The organism is Gordonia sp. NPDC003504 (genome assembly GCF_053587995.1).
The window spans coordinates 130,683-145,837 of sequence record NZ_JBSFPC010000011.1 but is presented as its reverse complement, the minus strand read 5'-3'; the positions used below and the strand labels follow the sequence as shown (position 1 = coordinate 145,837).

The 15,155-nt window shown below is 68.3% G+C and carries 17 protein-coding genes; 4 read left to right on the top strand and 13 right to left on the bottom strand.

Annotated elements, in window-relative coordinates; all coding sequences use genetic code 11:
- The first annotated feature begins 9 nt into the window (after window positions 1–9).
- Window positions 10–870, top strand: a complete 861-nt coding sequence (locus ACWDPV_RS19005) for a hypothetical protein (protein ID WP_449744199.1) — start codon at window positions 10–12, stop codon at window positions 868–870.
- Between the two features lie 74 nt (window positions 871–944).
- Here the strand turns inward: ACWDPV_RS19005 and ahcY are convergent, their stop codons facing one another.
- From ahcY to ACWDPV_RS18945, 12 genes are all read right to left on the bottom strand, one after another.
- Window positions 945–2,402: an adenosylhomocysteinase gene (gene ahcY / locus ACWDPV_RS19000; RefSeq protein ID WP_348804492.1), complete on the bottom strand. Its 1,458-nt coding sequence runs from the start codon at window positions 2,400–2,402 to the stop codon at window positions 945–947.
- Between the two features lie 143 nt (window positions 2,403–2,545).
- Window positions 2,546–4,057 carry an APC family permease gene (locus ACWDPV_RS18995; RefSeq protein ID WP_348804493.1) on the bottom strand — a complete coding sequence of 504 codons (1,512 nt, stop codon included), beginning with the start codon at window positions 4,055–4,057 and terminating at the stop codon, window positions 2,546–2,548.
- Window positions 4,058–4,194: 137 nt separating this feature from the next.
- Complete coding sequence (locus ACWDPV_RS18990; protein WP_348804581.1) at window positions 4,195–5,124, bottom strand: cation diffusion facilitator family transporter; 930 nt, start codon at window positions 5,122–5,124, stop codon at window positions 4,195–4,197.
- Window positions 5,125–5,305: 181 nt separating this feature from the next.
- Window positions 5,306–5,608: a WXG100 family type VII secretion target gene (locus ACWDPV_RS18985; RefSeq protein ID WP_348804494.1), complete on the bottom strand. Its 303-nt coding sequence runs from the start codon at window positions 5,606–5,608 to the stop codon at window positions 5,306–5,308.
- Between the two features lie 61 nt (window positions 5,609–5,669).
- Window positions 5,670–5,987 (bottom strand): WXG100 family type VII secretion target, encoded by a 318-nt coding sequence (locus tag ACWDPV_RS18980; protein ID WP_449744198.1) that lies wholly within the window; start codon window positions 5,985–5,987, stop codon window positions 5,670–5,672.
- 118 nt (window positions 5,988–6,105) lie between these two features.
- Window positions 6,106–6,915 (bottom strand): ESX secretion-associated protein EspG, encoded by an 810-nt coding sequence (locus tag ACWDPV_RS18975; protein WP_449744197.1) that lies wholly within the window; start codon window positions 6,913–6,915, stop codon window positions 6,106–6,108.
- Window positions 6,912–7,910: a PPE domain-containing protein gene (locus tag ACWDPV_RS18970; RefSeq protein WP_449744196.1), complete on the bottom strand. Its 999-nt coding sequence runs from the start codon at window positions 7,908–7,910 to the stop codon at window positions 6,912–6,914. Before ACWDPV_RS18970 ends, ACWDPV_RS18975 begins: the two co-directional genes overlap by 4 nt.
- Window positions 7,907–8,209 (bottom strand): PE family protein, encoded by a 303-nt coding sequence (locus ACWDPV_RS18965; protein WP_449744195.1) that lies wholly within the window; start codon window positions 8,207–8,209, stop codon window positions 7,907–7,909. The genes ACWDPV_RS18970 and ACWDPV_RS18965 overlap by 4 nt, the downstream gene beginning before the upstream one ends.
- Before the next feature lie 51 nt (window positions 8,210–8,260).
- Window positions 8,261–9,565 (bottom strand): hypothetical protein, encoded by a 1,305-nt coding sequence (locus tag ACWDPV_RS18960; RefSeq protein WP_449744221.1) that lies wholly within the window; start codon window positions 9,563–9,565, stop codon window positions 8,261–8,263.
- A gap of 56 nt (window positions 9,566–9,621) precedes the next feature.
- Window positions 9,622–9,930 carry a type VII secretion target gene (locus tag ACWDPV_RS18955; protein ID WP_449744194.1) on the bottom strand — a complete coding sequence of 103 codons (309 nt, stop codon included), beginning with the start codon at window positions 9,928–9,930 and terminating at the stop codon, window positions 9,622–9,624.
- A 119-nt stretch (window positions 9,931–10,049) separates the two neighbouring features.
- Entirely contained in the window at window positions 10,050–10,349 is a 300-nt protein-coding gene (locus tag ACWDPV_RS18950; RefSeq protein ID WP_449744193.1) for a YbaB/EbfC family DNA-binding protein, read from the bottom strand.
- 5 nt (window positions 10,350–10,354) lie between these two features.
- A complete protein-coding gene (locus ACWDPV_RS18945; protein WP_449744192.1) occupies window positions 10,355–10,714 on the bottom strand; it encodes a hypothetical protein in 360 nt (119 codons plus the stop codon).
- Between the two features lie 304 nt (window positions 10,715–11,018).
- On the opposite strand from ACWDPV_RS18945, the gene ACWDPV_RS18940 reads away from it, so the two are divergent.
- Entirely contained in the window at window positions 11,019–12,389 is a 1,371-nt protein-coding gene (locus tag ACWDPV_RS18940) for a MinD/ParA family ATP-binding protein (RefSeq protein WP_449744191.1), read from the top strand.
- Here the strand turns inward: ACWDPV_RS18940 and ACWDPV_RS18935 are convergent.
- Entirely contained in the window at window positions 12,380–13,033 is a 654-nt protein-coding gene (locus ACWDPV_RS18935; protein WP_449744190.1) for a DedA family protein, read from the bottom strand. The genes ACWDPV_RS18940 and ACWDPV_RS18935 overlap by 10 nt on opposite strands.
- A gap of 196 nt (window positions 13,034–13,229) precedes the next feature.
- Here ACWDPV_RS18935 and ACWDPV_RS18930 point away from each other — a divergent pair, with 196 nt between their 5' ends.
- A complete protein-coding gene (locus tag ACWDPV_RS18930; protein ID WP_449744189.1) occupies window positions 13,230–14,321 on the top strand; it encodes an alpha/beta fold hydrolase in 1,092 nt (363 codons plus the stop codon).
- 86 nt (window positions 14,322–14,407) lie between these two features.
- Window positions 14,408–14,983 carry an NINE protein gene (locus tag ACWDPV_RS18925; protein ID WP_449744188.1) on the top strand — a complete coding sequence of 192 codons (576 nt, stop codon included), beginning with the start codon at window positions 14,408–14,410 and terminating at the stop codon, window positions 14,981–14,983.
- Window positions 14,984–15,155: the final 172 nt, after the last annotated feature.

Here is a 15,155-nt window from a genome sequence, read left to right as displayed (position 1 = left end):
GGATGATTCATGACCTATCCGCCATCTCAGGGTGGCACCCCCGGCCCCACCGGTCCGACGGGTGGTTACGGCCCGACCACGACACATCGGGTCCCGATGGCACCTCACCAAGGCGGTTCGGCGGCTCCGGTTCCTCCGCACGCGGCACCACCGGGCCCGGCGTTCGTCCCGCCGGGGCCACCCTCGCAGGGGTTTCCCGCACAACCCCATGGCGCTGCTCCGCAGGGCCCTCCACCCCAGCCCTTCGGCGCTCCGCCGCAGGGCCCGCCACCGCAGTATGGGCCGGGCCCGGGTCCCGGGATCACACCCGGCACCCCACCGCCGCCGCGCAACACCGGCGCACTCGTCGCGATCATCGGAGGTGCGCTCGCCGTGGTGGTGATCGTCGTGCTCGCGGTGACGCTGATCGTGGTGAACACCGGCGACTCCTCGACCACCGTCGCCGACGACCCGACCACCTCGACGACCACCCTGCCGCAGGGTGGTGGCGGGTCATATCCGACGGACGGGACCGAACCCCCGACGACGTCGGAGCAGTCGGGCAGTCCGGATCAGTCCACGCTGTACGCGATCGGCGACGCGATGCAACGTTACGTCGACGCCCTCAACACCCGGGACCGCAACCGGATCGCCGGCACCGTGTGCTCGGAGGCCCGCAGCGCGGTCGAGGTGCCCACCGAGCAGGGCACGCTGGTGCTGGAACGACTCGCCCTGCGCTCGGTCAACGGGGATATCGCCGAGTCGACGGTGACCACCCACCTGGAACTCGGTTCACAGCAGACGAGCCCGGAGCAGAACGCGGCGACGTTCCGTCGTGAGGACGCCACCTGGTACTACTGCCCGGGCGCCGAACCCGGCATCACCGCCTGAGACCTACCGACGACAACAGCCCGGCGGTCATCCGCCGGGCTGTTGTCATCTCGCTCGAAAGGTGAAGCCGCCGATCAGTAGCGGTAGTGCTCCGGCTTGTACGGGCCCTCGACGTCGACGTTGATGTATTCGGCCTGCTCCTTGGTGAGCTTGGTCAGCTCCCCGCCGAGTGCCTCGACGTGGATGCGCGCGACCTTCTCATCGAGGTGCTTGGGCAGCCGGTACACCTCGTTGTCGTACTCGTCGTTCTTGGTCCACAGTTCGATCTGCGCGATCACCTGGTTGGAGAAGCTGTTGCTCATCACGAACGACGGATGGCCGGTCGCATTGCCCAGGTTCAGCAGGCGTCCTTCGCTGAGCACGATGATCGAGTGACCGTCGTCGAAGATCCACTGGTCGACCTGCGGCTTGATGACGATCCGCTTGGCGCCGGACCGCTCGAGTCCGGCCATGTCGATCTCGTTGTCGAAGTGGCCGATGTTGCCCAGGATCGCCTGATGCTTCATCTGCTTCATGTGATCGAGCAGGATGATGTCCTTGTTGCCGGTGGAGGTGATGACGATGTCGGCGTCACCGATCGCACCCTCGACCGTCACGACGTCGAATCCGTCCATCAGCGCCTGCAGGGCGTTGATCGGGTCGATCTCGGTGACCTGCACGCGGGCGCCCTGGCCGGCGAGAGATTCCGCACAGCCCTTGCCGACGTCACCGTAACCGCAGATCAGCACCTTCTTGCCACCGATGAGGACGTCGGTGCCGCGGTTAATGCCGTCGATCAGCGAGTGGCGGGTGCCGTACTTGTTGTCGAACTTCGACTTGGTGACCGAGTCGTTGACGTTGATCGCCGGGAAGGCGAGGTCACCGGCCGCGGCGAACTGGTAGAGCCTCAGCACACCGGTGGTGGTCTCCTCGGTGACACCCTTGACCGATTCGGCGATGGTGCTCCACTTGGTGGCGTCCTTCTCGAAGCTCGCGCTCAGCAGGTCGAGGAACACCTTGTACTCGGCGGAATCGTTCTCGTCGGCGGACGGCACCACACCGGCCTTCTCGAACTCGGCGCCCCGCAGCACCAGCATGGTGGCGTCGCCACCGTCGTCGAGGATCATGTTGGCCGGCTCATCGGGCCAGGTGAGCATCTGCTCGGCGGCCCACCAGTACTCCTCGAGGGTCTCGCCCTTCCACGCGAAGACCGGAACGCCCGCGGGCGCATCCGGGGTGCCGTGCGGTCCGACCACGACGGCGGCGGCGGCGTGGTCCTGGGTGGAGAAGATGTTGCACGACGCCCATCGGACCTCGGCGCCCAGCGAGACCAGGGTTTCGATGAGGACCGCGGTCTGGATGGTCATGTGCAGCGACCCGGAGACCCGGGCTCCCTTGAGCGGTGCGACGTCGGCGTACTCCCGGCGCAGCGACATCAGTCCGGGCATCTCGTGCTCGGCGAGTTCGATCTCCTTGCGGCCGAAGTCGGCGAGCGCGAGGTCGGCGACCTTGAAGTCGATTCCGTTGCTGTGCTCTGCCTGGAGTGCGGTCATCTGGTCCCCTTGCGTATCGGCGTATCTGTCGGTGATGGTCAGATCTGTCGGTGCAGTGGTCCCCTCGCGCGCATCGGCGCACCACCGCGCTGTCCGAGCATCAGGCTATCGGACACAGACTGCACCGCCACCGGCGCCGTCGGTCAGGATTTGTCGAGGCTGACCTCGTCGTCGACCTCGCCGCGTTCCCGCTTGCCGACCATCGAGTGCCGCATGCCGTACAGGAAGTAGATCGCCACCCCGATCACCATCCAGACGACGAACCGGATCCAGGTCAGCGCAGTCAGGTTCAGCATCAGCCACACGCAGGAGATGATCGCGAGCACCGGGATGATCGGTCCGCCGGGGACGGTGAAACCGCGATCGAGATCGGGGCGCTTGGCGCGCAGGATCATCACCCCGGCCGCGACCACGATGAACGCGAAGAGCGTGCCGACGTTCACCATCTCCTCGAGCTTGTCGATCGGGAAGAAGCCGGCGACGACGGCCACGACGACACCGATCAGGATGGTCAGCCGGGCCGGGGTCCCGAATCGCGGGCTGGTCCGGGCCAGCCCACGCGGCAGCAGACCGTCGCGGCACATCGCGAACAACACCCGCGACTGCCCCAGCATCAGCACCATCACCACCGTGGTCAGACCGGCGAGGGCGCCGACGGCGATGGTCTTCTCCGCCCAGGTCACCCCGTTCAGTGCAAAGGCGGTGGCCAGATTCTTGGGTTCCCCGTCGCCGGCGGAGGTGGCCAGCTCCTTGTAACTGACCATGCCGGTCACCACGATCGTGACCAGCACGTAGAGGACGGTGACGATCGCCAGCGACCCGAGGATGCCGCGCGGCACGTCCTTGCGCGGGTTGCGCGTCTCCTCGGCGGTGGTGGCCACCACGTCGAATCCGATGAAGGCGAAGAAGACGATCGAGGCCGCCGCGAGGACGCCGTACCAGCCGTAGGAACTCTCACCGCCGCCGGTGATGAGGGAGAACAGCGAGGAGTCGACGGATTTGTGTGCGTCCCCGGCGGTTTCGGCCGGCGGCACGAAGGGACTGTAGTTCTCGGTCTTGACGTAGAAGAATCCGACCACGATCACCAGCAGGACGACGGCGACCTTGATGGCGGTGATGACCGCGCTGAACCGGGATGACAGTTTGGTGCCCAGGACCAGCAGCGTCGTCACCACCGCGACGATGATCACCGCTCCCCAGTCGATCGTCACCGATCCGACATCGACTGTGCCGCCGGAGAATCCGAAGACGCTACCCAGATACGACGACCAGCCCTTGGCCACCACGGATGCGCCGACCGCGAATTCGAGGATGAGATCCCATCCGAGGATCCAGGCGAGGAACTCCCCGAAGGTGGCGTAACCGAAGGTGTAGGCGGAGCCGGCCACCGGCACCGTCGAGGCGAACTCCGCGTAGCAGAGCGCGGCGAGCGCGCACGCGATGGCGGCCATGATGAACGACAACGAGATCGCGGGTCCGGCCTTGTTGCCCGCCGTCGTCGCGGTGATGGTGAAGATACCGGCACCGATCACCACCGAGACGCCGAAGACCATCAGGTCGAAGGCGGTGAGGTTCTTTCGGAGTTGGTGGCCGGGCTCGTCGGTGTCGGCCATCGACTGTTCCACCGATTTGATGCGTGTCAACGGGTTCGCCATGCGCTCGACCTCCTCATCTCCGCGGCGCGCGTGAGCGCCGGTGTGGACGTGATCTCCCCGACGCTATCGGACCGGCCGCTCACCCGCGCGCAAATCGCCTTCGGCCCAAGGACATGTCTTCGGGGCGCTCACCCGTCTCACCCCTGGCCGAGACCGCTGCGGTCGATGTCGGGTTCGAGGTAGATGATCCGCGCCTGCGGTACCGCCGCACGAATCCGCCCCTCGGCATCGTCGATCGCGGTGGCCACCGTAGCCAGGTCTGCCGACCGTGGCATGGCGATCTTGGCCGCCACGAGCAGTTCGTCGGGTCCGAGGTACTGGGTCTTCATGTGGATCACCCGGTCCACGCCGTCGGCGGCGAGGGCGTCGAGGATCTGGCGTTCCTCCTCGTCGGTGGCACCCTCACCGATCAGCAGGCTCTTCATCTCGACGATCAGCACGATCGCGATGACGCCGAGCAGCACACCGATGCAGACGGTGCCGATGCCGTCCCAGATCGCGTCGCCGGTGATCATGGTCAACCCGACGCCACCGAGGGCCAGGACCAGACCGATCAGTGCCCCGGTGTCCTCGAGCAGCACCACCGGCAGTTCGGGATTGCGGGAGTTGCGGATGAATCGCCACCAGCTCGACGATCCCTTCAGCGGACGGGATTCGCGCGCGGCGGTGGCGAAGCTGTAGGACTCCAGGCAGATCGCGACCAGCAGGATGATCACGGCGACCAGTGGCGATTCCAGGCCGTGATCGTGTGCGTGGGTGATCTTCTCGACACCCTCGTACAGCGCGAACAGGGATCCGAGGGCGAAGATCACCAGTGCGACGATGAAGGAGTAGAAGTAGCGGCTGCGGCCGTAGCCGAACGGGTGCAGTTTGTCGGCACGTTTGCCCGCCCGGTTCTGGCCGACGAGCAGCAATCCCTGGTTGGCGGTGTCGGCCACCGAGTGCACGCCCTCGGCGAGCATCGACGACGAACCGGTGATCGCGAATCCGGCGAACTTGGCAACGGCGATGCCGGCGTTGGCCGACAGCGCCGCGATGATGGCCTTCTTGGAACCCTCGGCGGACACGACTTCCTCCCAATTGCCGGACATGCCCAGATGGCGATGAACACACCGACTCTAGCCGGGATGAGCGCGACCGGGGTGGGCGCGCGGTCCTCCTCCGACCCGGCCGCCGTCGACCGCTCTCGATCCCGTCACCCGGCCGGGCGACGGGGGCGACGGGATCGAGAGACTTCTACCTCAGACCTCAGGCGAGTCCGCCGAAGCCCCGGGCGATGGTGCTGTCGGTGTCGGCCATGACGGTGCGGGCATTGGTGACGCCGCGCTGGATGCCCAGCAACTGCTCCCGGGACCCGCTGAAGACCCGGTCCCAGGTCTGTTGCGCCTGGTCGTAGGCCTGCTTCGCCGCCGGCGAATGCCAGTTGCCGTCGAGCGCGGCCACCTGGGTCTTGAGCTGCGATGCGAGGTCTTCGAGGCGGTTGAACTGGGCGCCGAGACCCCCTTCGAGGTCACCGAGGGCGCCGAAGTCGTATCGGATTCTTCCGGACATGTCGATCTCCTTCTGTCGTGATGCGATGTGGGTGAATGGGTGTGGCGGGGTCGGGGCTGGTCTACAGGTTGAGCGGACCCTGACCGCCGAACCCTGCCGCCGCGGCCCCGTCGTGGTCCTCGTAACCGGTGAAACCGGCGGTCAACTGCGTCCGGATGTCGTCGAGGGCCTGGTTCAGTGCCGTCGCCGACGAGTTCCAGTCCGAGTGGGTGGAGTCGAAGGCGGTGGACGCCCGGCCGTTCCAACTGGCCATGCCGGTCGACGCGGTGCCGGCGATCTGCCGGATGATGCCCTGCATCTCGTCGACGATCTGCGAAACCGATTGCGCGGTGGACATTCCCGACGCGACGTCGAGATCAACAGCTCCATTGAGATTCATCGGTGCTCCTCCTCATAGATGTCGGCACCGGCATTGCGATGCCCCCGAAGCGACAACCCGGGCGGGTGCCACTGAATGATTCCCTCACGGGCGATGACCCCGTCGGGACCTGACGAGGTCACGGAAACCACCCACCTCCCGGGATGGTCTCGAGCAGCCCGGCGATGGCCCGGCCGATGCGAGAATCGATCCCGGAGGTGAGGGTGGTCCACACGATCCCGTCAGGAGATTCGTTGGGACTGAACAGGATTCGTCCACATTCCGTGTCGGCGATGCCGACGGTCCCACGACACTGCACCGCGCGGCCCTCGACCCTGCCGACCGCCACGATCTCGGTTCTCCGCCGGCACGATACGAGGGCAGCACACAACTGGGCGGTGTCGGTCGAATCGGCACCGATACCGGCCAGTGCCGAACTCAGCGCCGCCCGGTCGCCGGCATGCCCCAGCACTTGCGCGAGTTCGTCTGCCGGAGCGCTGATATCGCCGATGCGCAGCGGTGGGCACACCCCGTGCAGTGCCGGTATCACCTCGCGGCTCACCAGTTCGCCGAGTCGCGCGGTGTCGGCGGCCTCGACGAGCCGCAGCACCATATGCGTACCATCGTCGATGACGAGCGTGTGCAGGGTGCCGCGCCGGACAAGGCAGGCGCGGTGTACCGTATCGGTTGCGACGGTGCGGATCTCGAGCTCACGCTCCGAGTCCGCGAGGACCTCCACAGCGTCGCTCACCCACGCGGCCGGCCGACCCGCGGCCAGCAGCCCGGAGGATTCGAGGATGCGATCGGCGTGAGCTCCGGCCGCCGCCGCCTCGTCGATCCGGTCCGCCCTCGGGTACACCGCCATCGCCACCGGCCAGTCGGTCATCCCACACCGCTGGGCGAGCCTGACCGCGGCACCGCTGTCGAGTCGGATCGAGGTGGCGATCATCGACCGCTCCCCTCGGCCAGCGTCACCGTCTGGGTCATGTGTCGGGAATCCGGCGCGCCGGACGCGGGCGCTGGCCCCGCCGCCACCGCCACCTCGGCCCACGTCTGCGGCACCTCCGCGGAGTCCCCGGCCACCGGCACGGTCTCGGCGTCGACAACCGTACGCACGGTGGCCCGCTCACCGAGGGTCGGCGCTGCCGGCGACACCGGTGGCGGCAGACCGGCGGAGGGGGCGAGCGCGTCGCCGGAGACCTTCGGCGCCGTCGTCACCGGTGCCACCGGTGACGATGTCGGCGACACCGGGTGGTAGTTGCCGCGTGGCACCGCGACGGCCGGAACCATGGCTGCGGCAAGCGCTCCGGCTCCGGAGGCGCTCGCGGTATTCGGGTGGTGATGCTCCTGAACCGGGGGCCGCGGCGCCGGGTGCCGCTCGGCGATGAGGGCGGTATCGGACACCACGATCGGCGCCGGTGCGGCCACCGGTGGTCGGGTGCACAGCGGCGTACCGGCCGCCTCATAAGCCTCCATCACCCGGGCGGCGCGCATCCGTTGGTCGTGGACCGCCCGCTCGGCATGAGCGGCGGCGCCGGTCGCCAGGGGCGTCAGTGCCGTCACCGACAGCGCGGCGTCGGCGATCGAGGCGAGGAGGTCGATCTCACCGAGGTCGGGCATCGCCAGGCGGGCGGCGTCCACCGCGGCGGCCTGGGCACCGAGCGTCACCGCAGTGGCCGTGGCACGTGCTGCGGCCACGACCAGCCACCCGGTGAATGTCGCGAGGTGATCCAGCGCAGGCTGCGCCACCCCCGACTCCCAGTGCTCACGCAGCCGGGAGACGATGGATGCGTATTCCGCTGCCGCCCCGGCGAATTCGTCGGCAAGCCGCAGCCAGGACGCGGCGGTCTCGTGGAGTGGCGCGGCGCCCGGTCCGGCACCGAGATCGTCGGCGAGTCGTCGAGGTGTCCGCGCATCCCAGATGACTCCGGTGAATCCGGTCATCGGAACCCGGCCGCACTCGCGTCGTCGGCGGCGTCCATGCCGGAGGCCGCAGCGCGCAGCACCGCGGCGATCTTGCGTAACTCGTGGATTCCCGAGGCGGCGTCGACGCCGAACCGCGTCCCGAGTTCCGAAGCCGCCTCAGCAGTGCCCACCGACACCTCGTCACGCGCCGGCGCGGTCACCGCGGTGACTTGTCGCGCCATCCCTAGCGCATCGGTCAGTCGCTGTGCGATCCGGTCGAGATCGGCTGCAGCGGAGGACACTTCGGAGGGATCGATGGCGAGGAACCGATGTGACATGAGGACTCCAGGGGATCGGGGCGGGTTCGAGGGAACGAGGGATGACGGCCATCACGACCGTGGGAGGTCCGGACCGAGTTGCAGACGGATGTCGGGGCCGGGTTCGGTCTCGGCCTCCGCGTCGGCGCCGAGCACCGGCGGTGCCACGTCGGGCACCATGCCGACCACCCGTACCCCGTTGTCCTCGGTGACCAGGTAGTCGGGGATGTCGTGCGGATCGCCGGACACGCCCGCTCCGCGGGCCGCGCCGGCCGCCGCCAGCGGCGCCATCGAGGCGGGCATCGGTGCACTCGCCACCGCCGCGGTTCGCACGCCCGATCCCGGGGAGAAGGCGGCCGGCTCGGTGGCGCCGACCATCGTCGGTACCGACGGCCGGGCCGCGCCCAACGGCACCGCCGGGACACCGACACCACCGCCGCCCGACCCACCGCCGGTCGGCGCGGTTCCGCCGCCCGCCGTCATCGTGCGGCCGGTCTCGGCGCCTCGTCCGCCGGCGGGGCCGCCGGCCGTCGTGGTCGTGGTCTCATACGCCGCGGGCCGCATCGCGGGACCGGCCGCGGTCATCGCCTGCCGAAGCGGTGCGGCCACCATGGACGGGACCTGCCCCGCGGTGGACACCAGCGGCGACAGGGCATCGAGAACCGTGCCCGCCATCGCGAACGGAGACGGCGATGATCCCGCGGTCACCGCGGGTGCCCCGGTCACCGGGACGGGTGCACCGTTGACCGTCATATGCGTTGTGGGTGCCAGCAATTGGGCGCGCGTGGCGGCCACCACCGCGGACGCCTCGGCGAGCCCGGCCCCGGCCAGCGACACCGCCACCGGCAGCGCGGCGGGACCCGATAACGCCACCGCGGCGGTGATCCGGCCGATGGTGGCGACCAGGATCGCCTGCAGCGCCGCGACACCGGCCGCAACGATGCCCGCGGCGGCCTGGATGTCGATCGACATCCCGGTGCCCTGGGTGGCCAGGCGCCCACCGTCGACTCCGGCCTCCCCCGTCTTCGCGATCGCCGACATCGACGCCTGACCGCTCCAGAGTTGGTCTCCGATCTTCATCGCCGCCTGGGCCATCGACATCGAGGTCTCGAGGACCGTCGACAATCCGTCGAAGATCGTGGTGGGGTCGAACTCGGCCGTCGACAGGTCGCCGGTACCGAAGCCCCCGAGCAGATCGACGATGGGTTTGACCAGCTGACCCACGTCGATGACGGGCAGTGGTGGTAGGCCGGGCATCGGCGGAAGCGACGGCAGCTGGGGCAGTGGCGGCAGTCCCAGGCCGGCGATCACCTCGCCGACCGGCCGGTCGAGGATGGGTCCCAGCGGTGTCGCGGCGATCATGTCGTTGATGGACATCTCCGATGCGGCGGGGATCTCCGGCGTCGGCCCCGTGGCGCCGGGGTGCCCGCCGGTCACCGCCCCGCCCGGAGCGTGGCGGCACTGGCGGCGTCGACGGCCTCGAACTCGGCGAGACCGGCCACGGCCCCGGCCGCCGTGGCGGCGTGAACCGCCGCCAGATTACCCACGGACAGAAGGTGATTGGCTTGTGCGCCGATGAAGGCGGCCAAGAACTCTTGCCCGATGACGCCGAAGACGCCGATCATGGCCGCTGTCGTGGCCGCAGCGTTCACCGACCCGGCGGTGGCCACCGCGGTCCCGATCGCGGCATGGGTGGCCGCAAAACCTTCGAGCGTTCCCGGAGTGACTGTGACGTCGTCCACGTTCTCCCCCTTGTTGATCGGCTGGTTGATCGACTTCGTTGATCCATCACACCGACGTCGCCGGCGTGGTTGATGTGAATGCGTGGTTGATGTGATTGCGTGCTGTTGTGGTTGTCGGTTCACCCGGTGAACGCGGCCGCGAAATCCTCGGTCAGTTCGGCCCGCCGAGCGAAGGCGCGGTGCGCCGCGCGCATCGCGGTCGCCGCGATCGATTCGCCGAGGCGCGTCCCACCGAATCCGGCGGGGATGTCGGCAAGCCACAGTCCGGTCAGTGCCCCTGACCCGTCCACCTCGACGGTCACCAGATCGTCGGCCGAGGTCTCCCGGACGCTAATCGCGGCCAGCGCCTCCGAGAAATCCTGCAGGCGTCCCAACTGCGACGCCGCTCGGGCCTCCAATTCGTCCATCGCCCAGGTCATCTCGCCTACACCGACCGCAGCCAGGACGCCGGGGCGTCGTGATCGTGATCATCGCGAAGTTCCTGCCCGGCCAGATCGTCCGGCGTGGGCAGGCCCAGCGAGTCCAGGACGTCGGCCGAGGTGCCCGACTGTGCCAACTGCAGGCGCAGCGCGATCCCGGCCGCCATCGACGATTGGCGGCACAGCCGGAGGATCTCGTCGGCCAGCGCCTGCGGCGGGGTCGACAGTCGCGCGTCGGCGATGCGCACCGTCAGTGGGAGTCCCTCGGCGGTGGTCACCACCGAGACACCGCCATCTCGGGATCGCGCACTCGACGTCGGACGGTCACCGCCGTGCAGCGGCGGGTCGGCGTGATCAATCATCATGTCCCCCTCTTGATTCCTCACGTTGGACGCGCGTGCCGCCTCATCGGTTCCATCTCGACCGAGATTTTCTCTTCACCGGCATCTCGGTCGACTGGGATGAATCGGGCGCCGATCACAGTGAGATGAGATGATGCCACAGATCACAGGCCGCGCAGCGCAACAATCCACAGGTCCCCGGATCGGCGAATCTCACCCGAGACCGTTCGTCGACGGCGGCGCCGTGTATAAACTCGCCAAACTGCGATCACCAGCAGCAATGGACCCAGGAGCAATGACCAAGGTCCCATCGAGGGCAGGGGGAACGATGACTCACGACCACACGGCGCAACAGGAACCGACCCAACCGGATCTCCCGGCACCGCTGCCGCCGCCCTGGTTGCAGTTCGCTCCGGTGCCGCCCGTCGACCCGACCCCACCCATGCACCCGACCCCGCCCGATGGCGCACGCCCCGATATCGCTCCGCCCGACGCCGCCCCGGGACCGGGCGCACCGGTCGCAGTGGCCCCCGGGTACCCGATGCCGCACCCGACCGTCGCACCGGAAACGGGAGCGTTCCCGCCGGCCACTCCTCCGTCGGCTCCCCCACCCGAGCCGATGCCCGCGACCTATCACCCGCAACCCGGGACCGGCTTCGGCCCGCCCCCACCGGCATTCGGCCCGTCGCAGAACCTCGCACCCGTACACCCATCCTCACCACCACCGACCCCTGCACCGGCGCCGAACGGATTCCATTCGCCCGGGCCCACCCTCGACGAGGTCGCGCTGCTGCGCAAGGCCCGGCGGGCGCCGAGCAGCGGCTGGCGACGTGCGGTCCACACCCTCTCTGCGGGGACCATCAACCCGGGCGACTCCGCGGAGGATCTGCGCCATCAGCAACTCCTCGAGCGCCTGCGCCGGCCGGTCCGCGGCGACTACCGCATCGCGGTGCTCTCCCTCAAGGGTGGCGTCGGAAAGACCACCACCACAGTCGGTTTGGGCTCGACGTTCGCGTCGCTACGTGGTGATCGGGTGATCGCCGTCGACGCCAACCCGGATCTCGGGACACTCGCCCAGCGCGTCCCGCAGCAGACCGCGTCGACGGTGCGCAACCTGCTCGCCGACGACAACGTCTACCGCTACAGCGACGTCCGGGCCCACACGTCGCAGGCACCCAGCCGACTGGAGGTTCTCGCCTCCGAGCGGGATCCGGCGATGGCCGAGGCGTTCAGCGAAGAGGAGTACCGCGGCGTCATCACCATCCTGCAGCGGTTCTACAACCTGATCATCACCGACTGCGGCACCGGACTGTCCCACTCGGCGATGCGTGGCGTGCTCGACCTCGCGAACACGATCATCCTGGTGTCCTCACCGGCACTCGACGGGGCCCGCAGCGCCGGCGCGACGCTGGACTGGTTGCAAGCCCACGGGCATGGGCATCTGGTGTCCCGAGCGATCGTCGTGCTCAGCGCGTCGCGTCCCGGGGCGTCGACGATCGACACCGATCAACTCGCGCAGCACTTCCTCACCCGCTGCCGCGCGGTGCACGTCATCCCGTTCGACGATCACCTCTCCGAGGGGGCCGATGTGGACCTCGAACTGGTCAGCAAGGCCACCCGCCACGCCTTCGTCGACCTCGCGGCGACCGTGGCCGACGACTTCGCCCCGATGCGGCACGAGGAGCCGTTCTACGGCTGACCGCCCACCTCGCGATCACCCACCTCGTTCCGGGCCGCTCCCCGTCGCCGCTGCAGATATCGGCGCGTCACCCCGACCGCCATCGGAACGGCCACCGTCAGGACCGACGCGATGATGAACACCTCGAGGTGATCGCGGATCAGCGGTACCTGGCCGAGGAAGTATCCGAGGAGGATGATCCCGGCGGCCCAGCAGACACTGCCGAGGATCGAGAACAGGGTGAACACCCGATGCGGCATGCCGCTGAACCCGGCGACCAGCGGGGTCAGCGTCCGCACGACACCGATGAAACGGCCGAAGAAGACGGTCAGCGGCCCATAGCGCTCGAAGTAGCGGTGCGTGCGGTCGATGTAGTCGGGTCCGACCGCCGCCAACATCCGTCCCTCGATCACCGACCGACCGACGCGCCGACCGATGAAGTAGCCACATTGATCGCCGAGCGCGGCCGAGATCGGCACCACGATGCACAGCCACCACACCGAGGCGAACGGATTCGGCTGGGCGGCAAGGACTCCGGCGGTGAAGAGCACCGAGTCACCGGGAAACAGGAACCCGATCAAGATGCCGGTCTCGACAAACATCAGCACGCACAGGCCGATCACGCCGCCGGTCGCGAGAAACGAGTCGATGTCGAAGGGATTCATCACCATCCACCCTAGGTCGTGCGGGGAGCGCGACGCCGCCACGGCCGGGGCCCGCCGAGGGTTTCGCCGGCACGTTAACTCGATGCAACACGGCGGGCGAGAAGTCCCAACCTGGTGTTAACTCGACAGTAAGAATCCGGCGGAACGAAACCGCCGACAAGCGTTTTCACAACGCCGTGAAGTCGAGGAGTTCACCGTGTCCGGACCACAGCCCCCGGGTCCCACAGTCACCCGCCCCAAGGCATCGGCCGCCCCCAACCTGCGGCCGGTCTCCGACACCGAGGTCCGCGTGGAGTACCACACGATCCACGGATATCGACGCGCCTACCGGATCGCCGGGAGCGGTCCGGCGTTGCTGCTCATCCACGGCATCGGCGACAACTCGTCGACCTGGAACGAGGTCATCCCGATGCTCGCCCAGCACTACACGGTGATCGCACCGGACCTCCTCGGGCACGGCCGCTCGGACAAACCGCGCGCCGACTACTCCGTGCCGGCCTTCGCCAACGGCATGCGCGATCTGCTCGTCGTCCTGGGCATCAGCAAGGTCACCGTCGTCGGACATTCGCTCGGCGGTGGTGTCGCCATGCAGTTCTGCTATCAGTTCCCGCGATTCGCCGAACGGCTCGTGCTCGTCGCGGCCGGCGGTGTCACCCGGGAGGTGAACCCGGCCCTGCGATTGGCGACGCTGCCGGTGGTCAACGAGATCCTCACCCTGCTGCGGATTCCCGGCGTGATGCCCGCCGTGCGTACCGCGACCTCGGCCCTGGTGTCGCTGCCGCACGTTCCCTTCGTCCCCCGGTCCATCTCTCCGAAGAACGCACTCAACGACCACGAGGACCTCGTCCGGGTTCTCGGCGATCTCGCCGATCCCCACGCCTCCGCGGCGTTCCTGCGGACCCTGCGGGCCGTCGTCGACTGGCGCGGGCAGGCCGTCACCATGCTCGACCGTTGTTACCTCACCGAACGACTGCCGGTGCTGTTCATCTGGGGCGAGAAGGACACCGTCATCCCCTACGAGCACGCACTGATCGGCCATGCCGCGATACCGCATTCCGAGCTCGTGCCATTCCCGAACGCGGGACATTTCCCCTTCCACGACGACCCCGAGCGGTTCGTGCAGGTGGTCACCGGGTTCCTGGAACGGACCGATCCGGTGGTTTTCGATCCGCAGAACTGGCGTGAACTGATGTCGACCGGCGGGGTCCGTCCCCAGGAGTTCGTCGGCGACGAAGAGACTGTCGAGGCGGTCCTCGACGCCATCGAGGACGAACGCAGCGCCACCTGAATCGGCGCCGGCGATACCCTCGCCGGGTCTGTCAGAAGGATGACGCCGCGACACCCGATCCCGGGAAGCCATGAGAGTATGGGCGCATGAGTTATCCGCAGTACCCCGGACAGCCGGGTGATCAGGGCCAGTCCCCGTACGGTTCCCAGCCCGGCTATGGTGCCCAGCCCGGTTACGGCTCCCAGCCCGGTTATGGTTCCCAGCCGGGATACGGTGCGCAACCCTATGGCGCCCAGCCCGCCTACGGGGCCCAGCCGGGTTACGGGGCCCAGCCGGGTTACGGCGCCTACGGCGCCCAACCGGGCTATGGCGCTTACAACGTCGACCCGCTGACCGGCGAGCCGCTGTCGGACAAGAGCAAGCTGACCGCCGGGCTCCTGCAGCTGTTCCTCGGCGGTTTCGCCGCCGGACGCTTCTACATCGGTGACATGAAGATCGCCTGCTTCCAGCTCGGCGGCAACGTCTTCGGCTGGTTCCTGATCATCGTCGGTGCGATCGCAGCAGCCGCGTCCACCGGTGGAGGAGGAGCGGCCTTCGGCGGCTTCTTGTTACTCATCGGCTGGCTCATCCTCGCCGGTATCGGCATCTGGGTCTTCGTCGACGCCATCATGATGTTCGTCGGCAGTGTGCGCGATCCGCAGGGTCGCAAGCTTCGTAGCTGAGCGACCTCAACCGCCGGCGGCCAGCCTCCGCTACCCGAACCGGGGAGTTGACCTCCCCGTATCTGCGGTAGCCACCGCGACGGCAGACGACCTCGAAGAACAATTCGTCGTCGATGGTCGGGGTGAAGAAGTGGAAGAACTCCCCACCGGTGTCGTCGGCGTCGTACAGGAC

Excerpts from the sequence above, each read along its gene's own strand:
- ACWDPV_RS18925 (WP_449744188.1), top strand. The coding sequence starts at position 14,408 with ATGAGTTATCCGCAGTACCCCGGACAGCCGGGTGATCAGGGCCAGTCC.
- ACWDPV_RS18970 (WP_449744196.1), bottom strand. The coding sequence starts at position 7,910 with ATGACCGGATTCACCGGAGTCATCTGGGATGCGCGGACACCTCGACGA.
- ACWDPV_RS19005 (WP_449744199.1), top strand. The coding sequence starts at position 10 with ATGACCTATCCGCCATCTCAGGGTGGCACCCCCGGCCCCACCGGTCCG.
- ACWDPV_RS18935 (WP_449744190.1), bottom strand. The coding sequence starts at position 13,033 with ATGAATCCCTTCGACATCGACTCGTTTCTCGCGACCGGCGGCGTGATC.
- ACWDPV_RS18980 (WP_449744198.1), bottom strand. The coding sequence starts at position 5,987 with ATGAATCTCAATGGAGCTGTTGATCTCGACGTCGCGTCGGGAATGTCC.
- ACWDPV_RS18975 (WP_449744197.1), bottom strand. The coding sequence starts at position 6,915 with ATGATCGCCACCTCGATCCGACTCGACAGCGGTGCCGCGGTCAGGCTC.
- ACWDPV_RS18940 (WP_449744191.1), top strand. The coding sequence starts at position 11,019 with ATGACTCACGACCACACGGCGCAACAGGAACCGACCCAACCGGATCTC.
- ACWDPV_RS18985 (WP_348804494.1), bottom strand. The coding sequence starts at position 5,608 with ATGTCCGGAAGAATCCGATACGACTTCGGCGCCCTCGGTGACCTCGAA.
- ahcY (WP_348804492.1), bottom strand. The coding sequence starts at position 2,402 with ATGACCGCACTCCAGGCAGAGCACAGCAACGGAATCGACTTCAAGGTC.
- ACWDPV_RS18945 (WP_449744192.1), bottom strand. The coding sequence starts at position 10,714 with ATGATGATTGATCACGCCGACCCGCCGCTGCACGGCGGTGACCGTCCG.
- ACWDPV_RS18960 (WP_449744221.1), bottom strand. The coding sequence starts at position 9,565 with ATGTCCATCAACGACATGATCGCCGCGACACCGCTGGGACCCATCCTC.
- ACWDPV_RS18965 (WP_449744195.1), bottom strand. The coding sequence starts at position 8,209 with ATGTCACATCGGTTCCTCGCCATCGATCCCTCCGAAGTGTCCTCCGCT.
- ACWDPV_RS18995 (WP_348804493.1), bottom strand. The coding sequence starts at position 4,057 with ATGGCGAACCCGTTGACACGCATCAAATCGGTGGAACAGTCGATGGCC.
- ACWDPV_RS18950 (WP_449744193.1), bottom strand. The coding sequence starts at position 10,349 with ATGACCTGGGCGATGGACGAATTGGAGGCCCGAGCGGCGTCGCAGTTG.